Origin of the sequence: Bradyrhizobium sp. BLXBL-01, from assembly GCF_051853025.1 — a bacterium.
In the GTDB taxonomy this organism is placed as follows: domain Bacteria; phylum Pseudomonadota; class Alphaproteobacteria; order Rhizobiales; family Xanthobacteraceae; genus Bradyrhizobium.
The window spans coordinates 4,245,454-4,257,598 of the sequence record NZ_CP182471.1 but is presented as its reverse complement, the minus strand read 5'-3'; the positions used below and the strand labels follow the sequence as shown (position 1 = coordinate 4,257,598).

Genomic DNA, 12,145 nt, shown 5'->3' with positions numbered 1-12,145 from the left:
CCCCCTCCCGCGGCTTTCTAGCAGCCCCATGATCGAGAAAAATTACCAGCCCGCCGATATCGAAACCCGCATGTCCGTGGTGTGGGAGGACAGCCTTGCGTTCAAGGCTGGCCGGCCCGACCGCCGTGATGCCGTGCCCTTCACCATCGTGATCCCGCCGCCGAACGTGACGGGCTCGCTGCACATGGGCCACGCCCTCAACAACACGCTGCAGGACATCCTGTGCCGGTTCGAGCGCATGCGCGGCCGCGACGTGCTCTGGCAGCCCGGCACCGACCATGCCGGCATCGCCACCCAAATGGTGGTCGAGCGGCAGCTGATGGAGCGTCAGCAGCCCGGTCGCCGCGAGATGGGCCGCGAGAAGTTTCTGGAGCGGGTCTGGCAGTGGAAGGCCGAGAGCGGCGACACCATCATCAACCAGCTCAAGCGGCTCGGTGCGTCCTGCGACTGGTCGCGCGAGCGCTTCACGATGGACGAGGGCCTGTCGAAGGCCGTCATCAAGGTGTTCGTCGAACTGCACCGTGAGGGCCTGATCTACAAGGACAAGCGGCTGGTGAATTGGGACACCAAGCTGCTCACTGCGATCTCGGATCTCGAGGTGCAGCAGACCGAGGTCAAGGGCAGCCTCTGGTATCTGCGCTATCCGATCGAGGGCAAGACCTTCAGCCCCGAGGATCCCTCGAGTTTCATCGTCGTCGCCACCACGCGCCCCGAGACCATGCTCGGCGACACCGGCGTGGCCGTGCATCCGGAGGATGAGCGCTATCAGAAGCTGATCGGCAAGAACGTCGTCCTGCCGCTGGTCGGCCGCAAGATCCAGATCGTCGCCGACGAGTACTCCGATCCCGAGAAGGGATCGGGCGCGGTGAAGGTGACGCCGGCGCACGACTTCAACGATTTCGAGGTCGGCAATCGCCACGGCCTGCGTCGCATCAGCGTGCTCGACAGGGAAGGCTGCCTCGATCTCCTCGACAATGAGGACTATCTGCGCGACCTGCCCGAAGGCGCCGCGCAATTCGCCGAGGAGTTCCACAAGGTCGACCGCTTCGCCGCGCGCAAGCGCATCGTCGAGCGGCTGGAATCGTTCGGCTTCGTCGAGCGAATCGAGCCGCACACCCACATGGTGCCGCACGGCGATCGCTCTGGCAGCGTGATCGAGCCCTACCTGACCGACCAGTGGTACGTCGACGCCAAGACGCTGGCGAGACCTGCGATCGCCGCGGTGCGTTCGGGCGAAACGACGTTCGTGCCGAAGAACTGGGAAAAGACCTATTTCGACTGGATGGAGAACATCCAGCCCTGGTGCATCTCGCGCCAGCTCTGGTGGGGCCACCAGATCCCGGCCTGGTACGGGCCGGACGGCAAGGTGTTCGTCGCCGAGACCGAGGAGGAGGCCGTCAGCCACGCGCTCGGCTATTACGTCGAGCAGGAGGTCATCACGGCCGAGCAGGGCCGCGAGATGGCGCTCGACCGCAACAAGCGCGAAGGCTTCATCACCCGCGACGAGGACGTGCTCGACACCTGGTTCTCCTCGGCGCTGTGGCCGTTCTCGACGCTCGGCTGGCCCGACGACACGCCCGAGGTGCAGCGCTACTACCCGACCAATGCGCTGGTGACCGGCTTCGACATCATCTTCTTCTGGGTCGCCCGCATGATGATGATGGGCCTGCACTTCATGAAGGAGGTGCCGTTCTCGACCGTCTACATCCACGCCCTCGTCCGGGACGAGAAGGGCGCCAAGATGTCGAAGTCGAAGGGCAACGTCATCGATCCCCTCCACCTGATCGACGAATACGGCGCGGACGCGCTGCGCTTCACGCTGGCGGCGATGGCAGCGCAGGGCCGCGACATCAAGCTCGCCACCAGCCGCGTCGAAGGCTACCGCAATTTCGCGACCAAGCTCTGGAACGCGTGCCGCTTCGCGGAGATGAACCACTGCGCCGTGCCGGAAGGCTTCGAGCCGGCGAAGGCAAAGGAGACGCTGAACCGCTGGATCGCGCATGAGACCGCCCACACCACGCGCGAGGTGACCGAGGCGATCGAGGCCTATCGCTTCAACGATGCCGCCGGCAGCATCTACCGCTTCGTCTGGAACGTCTATTGCGACTGGTATGTCGAACTCGCCAAGCCCGTGCTGCTCGGTCCGGACAGCCCTGCCAAGGACGAGACCCGCGCCATGGTCGCCTGGGCGCGCGACGAGATCCTGAAGCTGCTGCATCCCTTCATGCCCTTCATCACCGAAGAGCTGTGGGAGGTGACGGCCAAGCGCGACGGCCTGCTCGCGCTGGCACCGTGGCCGCTGAGGCCGGTCGAGCCGACGCCGGAGCAGCTCGCGATGCTCGCGGTGACCACGGGACCGACCGATGCGCTCGTCTCGCCGGCCTGGGTGCTGCCGATCTTCGATCATGCCGACTTTGCCGATCCCAAGGCCGAGGCCGAGATCGGCTGGGTCATCGACCTCGTCACGCAGATCCGCTCGGTGCGCGCCGAGATGAACATCGCGCCGGCAACGCTGACGGCGCTGGTGCTTGCCGGCGCCTCCGCCGAGACGAAGGAGCGCGCGCCGCGCTGGACCGATGTCATCAAGCGCCTGGCGCGGCTGTCGGATATCTCGTTCGCCGACCGCGCGCCTGACGGCGCTGTCCAGCTGCTGGTGCGCGGTGAGGTCGCCGCGCTGCCGCTCAAGGGCGTGATCGACGTGGCCGCCGAGCGCACGCGTCTCGACAAGGAGATCGCCAAGGCCGAGGCCGACATCAAGCGTGCCGAGTCCAAGCTGGCCAACGAAAAGTTCGTCGCCAACGCGGCCGAGGAGGTCGTCGAGGAGGAGCGCGAAAAGCGCGAGGCGGCGCTGGCCCGCAAGGCCAAGCTGCTGGAGGCGCTGGAGCGGCTGAAGCAGGCGTCTTAGGGCTACTTCGGAAACGGCTTGCTCAGAAACTTCGAGCCCCTGACGCCGTAGCGCCAGGGCAGCTCGACCGCCTTGGTGATGCCGATGCGGATGCCGGTTGCGACCTCCATCTCCTCCGTCCGCGCATGCAGCGAGATCGGCGGCCGATCCAGCGGCAGGGCGTTGTGCGCGATGGTGATGCCGAGTGCCTCGGTCAGCTTGCCCGGGCCAGAGCACAGCGCATGCACGTCCTGCATGTGCCGGCGTCGGCGCATCGCAGCCAGGCCATGCGTCGGCTCCAGCGCACGGATCAGCACGGCGCTGGCCGAGCCTTCCTCCTCGCAAACGAAGTTCACGCACCAATGGATGCCGTAGGAGCGGTAGACATAGGCAAAGCCGGGCGGGCCAAACATGACCTGGTTCCGCGGCGTCGCCCCGCGGTAGGAGTGCGCAGCCGGGTCGGTATGATGATAGGCCTCGACCTCGACGATGATGCCGCCGACACCGTCGACCAGCATGGTGGCACCGATCAGGTCGGGTGCGACCTCGTGCACGCTGCGCCCGAAGAAGGCGCGCTTCAGGGGCTTGCCGAGCCGCGGTGGAGAAGTCTTCGAGATTGGAGCCATTCGAGGTGAGAATCGCCTGAGAACAGAGCAGGATATTGCCCATATCTGCCATGTTCCCTGAAGCGGGGCGAGCCGGGTTGCGATGCCGGGCCAGACCGACTAGGTAGGACCTGAACAGACCGGACACCCCATGGTCGTTATTGTCGATACCATCGCGAACCCGCTGCGCCCACGCCACCCCGAAAAGGTGAACCGCCCCGATTCCGCTTCGCCGCCGAAGCCGGACTGGATCCGCGTGCGCGCACCCAACACCCGCGGCTACGCCGACACCCGCAATATCGTGCGCGCGAACGGCCTGCATACGGTGTGCGAGGAGGCGGGCTGCCCGAATATCGGCGAGTGCTGGGACAAAAAGCACGCGACCTTCATGATCATGGGTGACACCTGCACCCGGGCCTGCGCTTTCTGCAACGTCAAGACCGGGCTGCCGAATGCACTGGATGCGGCCGAGCCGCAGAACGTTGCCGAGGCCGTGGCCAAGCTCGGCCTCGCCCACGTCGTCATCACCTCGGTCGACCGTGACGACCTCTCCGATGGCGGCGCCGAGCACTTTGCCCAGACCATCCGCGCCATCCGCGCCGCGTGCCCCTCGACCACGATCGAGATCCTGACGCCCGACTTCCTGCGCAAGGAGGGGGCACTCGAAATCGTCGTTGCGGCGAAGCCTGACGTGTTCAACCACAATCTCGAGACGGTGCCGTCGCGCTATCTCACGGTGCGGCCCGGCGCGCGCTATTTCCACTCGATCCGGCTGCTGCAGCGGGTCAAGGAGCTCGATCCCACCATCTTCACCAAGTCCGGCATCATGGTCGGCCTCGGCGAGGAGCGCCACGAGGTGCAGCAGGTGATGGACGATCTGCGTTCGGCCGACGTCGATTTCCTGACCATCGGGCAATATTTGCAACCGACCCGCAAGCATCACGCGGTGATGCGCTACGTGCCGCCGGACGAGTTCTCGTCCTACGAAAAGATCGCCTACACCAAGGGCTTCTTGATGGTGTCGGCGAGCCCGCTCACCCGCTCGTCGCATCATGCCGGCGAGGATTTCGCGAGACTGAAGGCTGCGCGGGCAGCTCACGCCAGCTGACGTACCATGCATCGAGTTTCGAGCAAGCACCGTGTCAACCACAGCGCGTCCGAGATGTTCGATCTGGTCGCCGATGTCGAGCGCTACCCGGAATTCGTGCCGCTGTGCAGCGCGCTGAAGGTGCGCCAGCGCATGGCGAAGCCCGACGGCACCGAGGTGCTGGTCGCCGACATGACGGTGTCGTTCAAGCTGGTCAAGGAATCCTTCACCAGCCGCGTGACGCTCGACCGCGCCAATCTGAAAATCCTCGTCGAATACCTGCAAGGTCCGTTCAGGAATCTGGAAAATCGTTGGACGTTCGAGCCCAAGGGAGAGGGCGTCTGCGACGTCGGGTTCTTCCTCGCCTACGAATTCAAGAGCCGCATGCTGGCGATGCTGATGGGCTCGATGTTCGACGCCGCCTTCGCGCGGTTCTCGACGGCGTTCGAGAAACGGGCAGACGCGATCTACGGTCGGCCGAAGGTGGCATCGACGTAGGCACACTCTTTCCGCCGTCATTGCGAGGAGCCCTTGCGACGAAGCAATCCAGAATCCCTCCGCGGAAAGAGTCTGGATTGCTTCGCTTCGCTCGCAATGACAGTGAGGCTCAATCCACCGCCTTCACCACATCCGGCGGCTGCGAGGCGTAATACGCCGCCGCCTGCTCGATATCCTGCGGCGTCATCGCGCGCGCGATGTTGCGCATCTGCTGGCTGATGTCGTTGCGGCGCTCGCCTGACGCGAAGGCCTGAAGCTGCGCCTTCATGTACGTCTCCGATTGTCCTTCGAGCCATGGGCTGCCGGTCTTGTTGTCGAGGCTGCCATGGCAGGAGCCGCAGGGCGCGATCCCGCGCATCGGCGCGCCATAGATGACGATGTTGGGCTTCGGCAGTTGCGGCGTCGGATGATAGGCCGGCAGCCGCGGCAGATAGGCATAATAGTGAGAGAGATCGGCGATCTCCTGGTCGGTCAGATTGACCGCAAACGGCGACATCACGGCATTGGTGCGCGCGCCCGAGCGGAAGTCGTGCAGCTGCTTGTAGATGACCGCGGCATACTGGCCCGCAAGGTTGGGGGAGTCCGCGCGACTGATGCCGGTCGGGCCGTGACAGATGGCGCAACGCTGTGCCAGCGTCGCGCCGCGGCCGATCGCCTCCTGGCTCGGCCGTGAGAGCGTATTCGAGGTAAGCACGACGTCGGACAGACGCTTGGTCTGCTCGGGCGCCGTGACGGTTGCCGCGCGCTGTGGCAGGCCGGCGGCACTACAGATCGCATCCCAGACATTGGCGAACTGGACCCAGGGCTGCGCGAACGGCAGCACGATGAAGCCGCCGATCGCGGTCACGATGAGGATCGCGGCGGTGACGCCGACAGCCGTCGTAAAATGCGGGTTACGGAAGCTGAAGAGGTCGCGCGCGCTCATCACTGCGCTCCCACATAGACGGCCGGCACCGAGGTGCCTTCGTTCAGCGCCAGCGTCAGGATCGGGTAGCCGTAATTGGTGAGGGTGAGCGCGATCATCAGCCCGACCCACAGGGCGTAGGTGTTGAGCGCGACCGGCACGGTCGCCGGCTGGTGCACGGCCAGCGCAAACCGATAGGGCCCGGCGTCAGCCTGCGGCGCGCGCATGCCGCGCGCAAGAATGACCAGGAACAGAACCCCCGAGGCCAACAGGATGAATCCGCCGATCGCCGAAAGGGTCACGGACAGCGCCTGCGGCGAGATCGCTGGATCGGCGAAGTCGAAATAGGCCATGCGGCGCGGCATGCCCAGAATGCCGACCCAGTGCCACGGGAAGGTGGTGACCATCATGCCGACGAACCAGAGCCAGAGCTGGGTCCGGATCAGGCGGAGATCGATCAGCGAGCGGCCGGTCAGATGCGGCCACAGATCATAGGCGATCGCGAAATACATGATCACGATGGCGCCGCCGAAGATCAGGTGGAAATGGCCGGTGATCCACTGCGTGTTGTGGATGGACGCATCGAGCTGATAGCTCATGTTGATCAGGCCGCCGGCGCCGCCGAAGCCGAGCATGACGAACGAGAAGGCCAGCGCCAGCATCATCGGATTGTCCCAGGGCAGGGCCCTGATCCAGCCGAACAGGCCGCGCCCGCCGCGCAGCCGCGCAGCGATCTCGACCGAGGCGCAGATCGTGAACACGGTCAGCAGCGTCGGCAGCGCGACCAACGCGGTGAAAGCCGAATGGATGAACTTGAAGCCGGCGCCGACCTGCGGATCGGCAAAGGTATGGTGCATGCCGATCGGCATCGCGACCACCAGGAACAGGATGAAGGAGATGCGCGCCATGGTGTCGGAATAGACCCGCCCGCCGATCGCGCGCGGCACGATGGTGTAATAGGCAATGTAGGTTGGCATCAGCCAGAAATAGACGATGGCGTGCAGCGTCCAGGAGAAGAACACGCGGGCAAGGCCGGCATCGATTGTGCTCTTCAGGCCCGCCGCGACGGGAATGATCTGGAGCAACAGCTCGAGCGCGGCGCCGACTGCGGTCCAGGCCCATAAATAGGAGCCTGCGACATTGGCGAACATGGCGAGCGGCACCGGCGCGCCGGGATGGGCCTTGCGCCAGACGCGCAAATTGATCGACATCAGCGCGACCCAGACCCACGAGCCGACCACGACCAGCACGACGCCGAGATAGTAGAAGACGTTGCCGATCAGCGGCGGATAGAAGGTGTAGAGCACCGAGGCGCGGCCGAGCGCGATCGGGATCACCGCCATGATGCTGCCGGCGACGATTAGCCAGAACCCGGTCCAGGCCCAGCGCACGCCGACCAGGCGCTGCTCCAGCGCGGACTGGGCTATGGCATAGCCAAAACCCATCGCGACCAGCGTCGGGAAAACGTAGCCCATCACCGTGCCATGCGCGGTCAGCGAGCGGTAGTACAGTTCGGGATTGGACAGCCAGGTGCCGATCTGGCTGCGGATGAACATCTGCCAGGCGCCGAGCGCGAGCGCGATGCCGAACACGGCAAAAGCGAACCAGAAATGGGCGAGGATGAGCTTCCTATTGGCCAACACAGCTCAGCCTCCCGCCACCCTTCGCACGACCGGCGAATTCGGCCTTGTCGATCACCTTGACCTTGCCCCACATGCCTTCGTGGCCGAAGCTGCAAAACTCCTGGCAGGGCATCAGATAATCGCCGGTCTTCGTGAAACGCATGAGCTGTTCGGAGATGTAACCCGGGACCAGCATGGCGTTGACGTTGGTGCCCTGGATCAGGATGCCGTGCACGACGTCGGCGCTGGTGGCGCGCAGCGTGATCGCCGTGTCCGCAGGCACCAGGATGCAGGCCGGTGTGAAGGAATATTGCTGGCCGATCGCGCGCACGGTCACATTGCCGTTCGCCTCGAGCACGCTGCCGAGATTGCTCTCGACGAATTCGCCTGAGAGATGCAGCCGGGATGGATCGGTCGTCTCGACGCGCGGCTGCGGCATGGTCGCGCGATGGATACCGGCGAATGCCGCGAGCAGCGCCATCATCACGATGATGATCACGGCAATGGTCGCCCAGCGCCGCTCGACGCGGGCCGCGACCTCGGCGCTGGCGCTGGCGTGAGTGTCCTGGGCGCTCATTGCAGCGGTCCGCGCGGCAGGAAGACGAACAGGTAGAAGGCAAACCACATTGCGACGACGCAGGCCGTGGCGATGCCGGCAAGCACGATCGCCCCGGACGGGCCTTGGGCGACGACCTCGTCGACCGCCTGGTCGGCGGCGGCTGGGCTGGTCGGCGGGTCGGAATTGATCATGACGGATCTCTGGGTCTCAGTTCAGCGGTGCGGAGCGCAGCTCGTTGGCCTCGCGCGCCGAGACCGGCGTGCCGCGATTGCCCCAGGCGGTGCGGATGTAGGAGACGACGGCAGCGATCTCGTTATCGGACAGAAGCCCCGCAAACGGCGGCATGCCGTAGGGCATCGGGTTGCCCTTGGTGCCCGGCGGATAGCCGCCATTGAGCACCATGCGGATCGGATTGACCGCCGACTGCATCTCGATCGACTGGTTGTTGGCGAGCGGCGGCCAGTGCGGCGGCTTGCCTTCGCCCTGAACGCCGTGACAGCTCGCGCAGTGCTTGTCGTAAACGGTCTTGCCTAGGCTGATCAAGAGGCTGCTCTCGCTGGTCGGCAGTGTCGAGCTTGCCGGCGGCGACGGCGAGGGCTCCGCAATGCTCTTGAGGTACACCGCCATGGCGCGCGTGTCCTCGTCACTGAGATATTGCAGGCTGTTGTGCACGACCTCGGCCATCGGGCCGTAAACGACGCCGCGCATGGAGACGCCGGTCTGGAGCAGGTCGGTGATGTCCTTGATGCTCCAGTCGCCGAGCCCCGCTTCGCGATTTGAGGTGAGGGACGGCGCGTACCAGTTTTGCATCGGGATCAGGCCGCCCTTGAAGGCGTCCGATTGCGAGGTGCCGCCGAGCGCGTTGATCGGCGAATGGCACATGCCGCAATGGCCGAGGCCCTCGACGAGATAGGCGCCGCGATTCCATTCCGCCGATTTCTTCGGATCCGGCTTGAACTCGCCCTCGGTGAAGAACAACGTGCGCCAGCCGAGGATGAGCTGGCGATTATCGTAGGGGAAGCGCAGCTCGTGCGGCTTGTTCTTCTGGTTCACAGGCTGAATCGAGCGCAGATAGGCGTAGATCGCGTCGCTGTCGGCGCGCGTGACCTTGGTGTAGGAGGCGAACGGCATCGCTGGATAGATCAGCCCGCCGTCCGGGAAGCGGCCGCTGTGCATGGTCTTGTAGAAATCGTCGGCGCTCCATTTGCCGATCCCCGTGTCGGGATCCGGCGTGATGTTGGAGGTGTACAGCGTGCCGAACGGGGTCGGCATAGGCCGGCCGCCGGCGAACAGGCGTCCCTCGGGTGCAGTGTGGCACGCCGTGCAATCGCCGGCGCGGGCGAGATATTCGCCGCGCGCGACGACATCGCTGCTCTTGTCTTGCGCGTGCGCAATTGTCGTGAGTGCAACGATGGCAAAGAGCGTGATCAACAGTTTCGAGACCATCATCCGCCTCGTCAGTTGGGCTGGCTGCCGCAGCCGAAGGGCAGGGCGTAGGTGCCTCTCGGGAGGGGGGCCGGGTTGGCGGGCGCAGGCCGCGTCGCGAGCCAGGCGGCCACGGCCGTCACGTCGGCCTCGGTGAGATGACCGGCGACGATCTGCATACAGTCCGGCGACTTGGCCGTACGGGTGCCGTAACGCCAGGCGCCGAGCTGGGCGCTGATATAGGCGGCGCGCAAGCCCAACAGGCCGGGGATGCCTGGCTGCATGCCGGTCAGGTCGGCGCCGTGGCAGCTCACGCATGCCGGAATGTTGCGATTGGCATCGCCGCTGGTGGCGAGCTGTTCGCCCTGTGCGAGGACGTCCCTGCTGACCTCGCTCGGCGTCGGCTGCGGCAGTGGCGGATGCTCGTTGGCAAAATACTCGGCCATCGCTTCGAGATATGGATCGGGCAGAAATTCCAGCAGATAGTTCATCGGCGGGTATTTGCGCCGGCCGCTGCGAAAGGCGAGGAGCTGGTTGTAGAGATAGCCTGCGGGCTTGCCGGCAAGCCGCGGGAAATAGACGTCGTTGGTGCCTTCGCCCTTGTTGCCGTGGCAGGGCGTACAGGCCTCGACTCGCGCCGCCATCGTGTCCGGCGGCTGGTCGGCAGTTTGTGCAGCCGCGCCATCAAAGGCGGCCAAAGTGACGATGACGACGGCCGAGGCCGCGGCGCGAGCGAACATCGTCGCCCTCCACAAGGCTGGTCCGGTTGATTCCGGATCACAACGTAGAGCGGCATTATTGCGCCAATATGGTCCCGCGCAAGATCGGGCACGCATGACGACGTTTGGTCGCGGCCTGTGCATCTGCGTCCCGATCGAACTCGACAAAACTTGCGTGCTTTTTGAAAACTGAGCATAACGCTGCAGTCTCGCGACAGTTCCTGCCCGAGTTTTGCTTCGTCGTGCCACCCTCCAACGTCAGAGAGCGCAGGGAAGACCGGGTGCCGGCCGGGCACCCGCGGAATTTCGGTTTTGTCGCATTCTCGCCGTACCTCATCCCTTGTCAGAGGGGCGTATCGCGATCGTCACGAACGCGGGGTGAGCGGGGATCATTTCGCATTGCGGCGCGTTCTCAACCGACGAGTCCGGGTTGGAGCCGCCATGACCATCAATTTCGACACGCTGAAAGCGTCGCTCGTCCTGTACGGCCTGAACGCGATCTACGCGATCCTGCTGCTCGCGGTCGGCTGGTATCTGTCCGGCGCCATGCAGCGTTTCGTCACGCGAGTCCTCAGCGTCACGCACCGCGTCGACCCGCTGGTGACGCTGTTCGTGGGCAGCCTTGCGCGCTATGGCGTCCTCGCGGTCGTCGGCATCGCCGTGCTGCAGCTCTTCGGCATCCAGACGGCGAGCCTGGTCGCCGTGCTGGGCGCGACCTCGCTCGCCATTGGTCTCGCCTTGCAGGGCACGTTGTCCAATCTCGCCGCCGGCGTGATGCTGCTCTTGTTCCGGCCCTTTCACATCGGCGACGACGTCGAGGTCGCCGGCAAGGCCGGCAAGGTGAGGTCGCTGTCGCTGTTCATGACCGAGCTGGTCGCGCCCGACAACACGCAGATCCTGTTGCCGAATGGACAGGTCTGGGGCGCGGCCATCATCAACCATAGCGCCTATCCTGGCACGGGCGAGGTCAAGGTGACGTTTCCGGTCCCCGCCGGCGCGGCCAATACGCTGGCCGATCGCATCCTGAAGGAATTGCGCAACGACTCCCGCATGGACGAGCAGGCTGCGCCTGCCGTCTCCGTCACCAAGGTTCTCGATGTCGCCAATCCCGCAGCACCGATCCTGGAATTGACGGTTAGCGCAAAGGCGAAGCCGTCTGAAGCCGACGCGGTCAAGCAGTGCGTGCTCGATCACGCGAGCGCGTTGCTTGCGGCGGCGGCCTGAGGCGTTTCATCCCCGCGGCGAACGTGGCGGCCGGCGCTTCACCACATGCCGGCGCGGCGAGCGGGTCACGCGCGGGCGCAGCCGGCTTGCCGCAGCACGTTGCGGCTTGGCCGCGACTTGCGGGCCGCGGGCCAGATCCATCAGCATGCGCAGCGCCTCGACGACCGAGCGGGCGCGCACCGCGCTGCGGCCGATGGCGCCGAAGCGGTGCTCGCGGTGGATGATGCGGCCGTCGCGCGCGGCAGCGGCGAAGTGCACCAGACCGACCGGCTTGCCGGGCGTGGCGCCGCCCGGGCCGGCGATACCGGTGATGGCGACGGCGAGATCGACATCGGCGCGCTCCAGCGCACCGATCGCCATCGCGGTCGCGGTCTCCTTGCTCACCGCACCGAAATTCGCAAGCGTGCTCGCCTCGACGCCAAGCATCGCGCGCTTGGCCTCGTTGGAATAGGTGACGAAGCCGCGGTCGATGACATCGGACGAGCCGGGGATGTCGGTCAGCGCGCCCGCAACGAGACCGCCGGTGCAGGATTCGGCGGTCGCGATCGTCAGCTTGCGCATCCGACACAGATCGAGCAGCGAGCGGGAGAGGGCGCGTGCGTCGCTGCCGCCCATGGC

At 65.5% G+C, this 12,145-nt stretch carries 12 protein-coding genes; 4 read left to right on the top strand and 8 right to left on the bottom strand.

Annotated features, from left to right (window positions below; all coding sequences use genetic code 11):
- The first annotated feature begins 28 nt into the window (after positions 1 to 28).
- Positions 29 to 2,905 (top strand): valine--tRNA ligase, encoded by a 2,877-nt coding sequence (locus ACNJYA_RS19765; protein ID WP_439400592.1) that lies wholly within the window; start codon positions 29 to 31, stop codon positions 2,903 to 2,905.
- 2 nt (positions 2,906 to 2,907) lie between these two features.
- Here ACNJYA_RS19765 and ACNJYA_RS19760 read toward each other — a convergent pair whose 3' ends face one another.
- Entirely contained in the window at positions 2,908 to 3,510 is a 603-nt protein-coding gene (locus ACNJYA_RS19760; RefSeq protein WP_439363039.1) for a DNA-3-methyladenine glycosylase, read from the bottom strand.
- 130 nt (positions 3,511 to 3,640) lie between these two features.
- Between ACNJYA_RS19760 and lipA the strand changes: the two genes are divergently transcribed.
- Together lipA and ACNJYA_RS19750 are read left to right on the top strand one after the other, a co-directional pair.
- On the top strand, positions 3,641 to 4,597 hold the full coding sequence (gene lipA / locus ACNJYA_RS19755; protein ID WP_439363038.1) for a lipoyl synthase: 957 nt from the start codon (positions 3,641 to 3,643) through the stop codon (positions 4,595 to 4,597).
- 6 nt (positions 4,598 to 4,603) lie between these two features.
- Positions 4,604 to 5,074 (top strand): type II toxin-antitoxin system RatA family toxin, encoded by a 471-nt coding sequence (locus ACNJYA_RS19750; RefSeq protein ID WP_172789079.1) that lies wholly within the window; start codon positions 4,604 to 4,606, stop codon positions 5,072 to 5,074.
- A 109-nt stretch (positions 5,075 to 5,183) separates the two neighbouring features.
- On the opposite strand, the gene ACNJYA_RS19745 is transcribed toward ACNJYA_RS19750, so the two are convergent.
- From ACNJYA_RS19745 to ACNJYA_RS19720, 6 genes are read right to left on the bottom strand one after another with little or no spacing between them, the layout of a single operon-like run.
- Positions 5,184 to 5,999: a c-type cytochrome gene (locus tag ACNJYA_RS19745; RefSeq protein WP_439363037.1), complete on the bottom strand. Its 816-nt coding sequence runs from the start codon at positions 5,997 to 5,999 to the stop codon at positions 5,184 to 5,186.
- A complete protein-coding gene (locus ACNJYA_RS19740) occupies positions 5,999 to 7,621 on the bottom strand; it encodes a b(o/a)3-type cytochrome-c oxidase subunit 1 (protein ID WP_439400591.1) in 1,623 nt (540 codons plus the stop codon). Before ACNJYA_RS19740 ends, ACNJYA_RS19745 begins: the two co-directional genes overlap by 1 nt.
- Positions 7,608 to 8,177 carry a cytochrome C oxidase subunit II gene (locus ACNJYA_RS19735; protein ID WP_439400590.1) on the bottom strand — a complete coding sequence of 190 codons (570 nt, stop codon included), beginning with the start codon at positions 8,175 to 8,177 and terminating at the stop codon, positions 7,608 to 7,610. The genes ACNJYA_RS19740 and ACNJYA_RS19735 overlap by 14 nt, the downstream gene beginning before the upstream one ends.
- Positions 8,174 to 8,350, bottom strand: coding sequence for a hypothetical protein (locus ACNJYA_RS19730; RefSeq protein WP_172789075.1), 177 nt, complete (start codon positions 8,348 to 8,350; stop codon positions 8,174 to 8,176). The genes ACNJYA_RS19735 and ACNJYA_RS19730 overlap by 4 nt, the downstream gene beginning before the upstream one ends.
- A 16-nt stretch (positions 8,351 to 8,366) precedes the next feature.
- On the bottom strand, positions 8,367 to 9,608 hold the full coding sequence (locus tag ACNJYA_RS19725) for a cytochrome c (protein ID WP_439400589.1): 1,242 nt from the start codon (positions 9,606 to 9,608) through the stop codon (positions 8,367 to 8,369).
- Positions 9,609 to 9,616: 8 nt separating this feature from the next.
- On the bottom strand, positions 9,617 to 10,324 hold the full coding sequence (locus ACNJYA_RS19720) for a c-type cytochrome (protein WP_439400588.1): 708 nt from the start codon (positions 10,322 to 10,324) through the stop codon (positions 9,617 to 9,619).
- 420 nt (positions 10,325 to 10,744) lie between these two features.
- Here ACNJYA_RS19720 and ACNJYA_RS19715 point away from each other — a divergent pair, with 420 nt between their 5' ends.
- A complete protein-coding gene (locus ACNJYA_RS19715) occupies positions 10,745 to 11,527 on the top strand; it encodes a mechanosensitive ion channel family protein (protein ID WP_172788968.1) in 783 nt (260 codons plus the stop codon).
- Positions 11,528 to 11,533: 6 nt separating this feature from the next.
- Here ACNJYA_RS19715 and ACNJYA_RS19710 read toward each other — a convergent pair whose 3' ends face one another.
- The gene (locus ACNJYA_RS19710) at positions 11,534 to 12,142 is read right to left on the bottom strand and encodes a CinA family protein (RefSeq protein ID WP_157284384.1); all 609 of its coding nucleotides are present in this window, start codon (positions 12,140 to 12,142) and stop codon (positions 11,534 to 11,536) included.
- Positions 12,143 to 12,145: the final 3 nt, after the last annotated feature.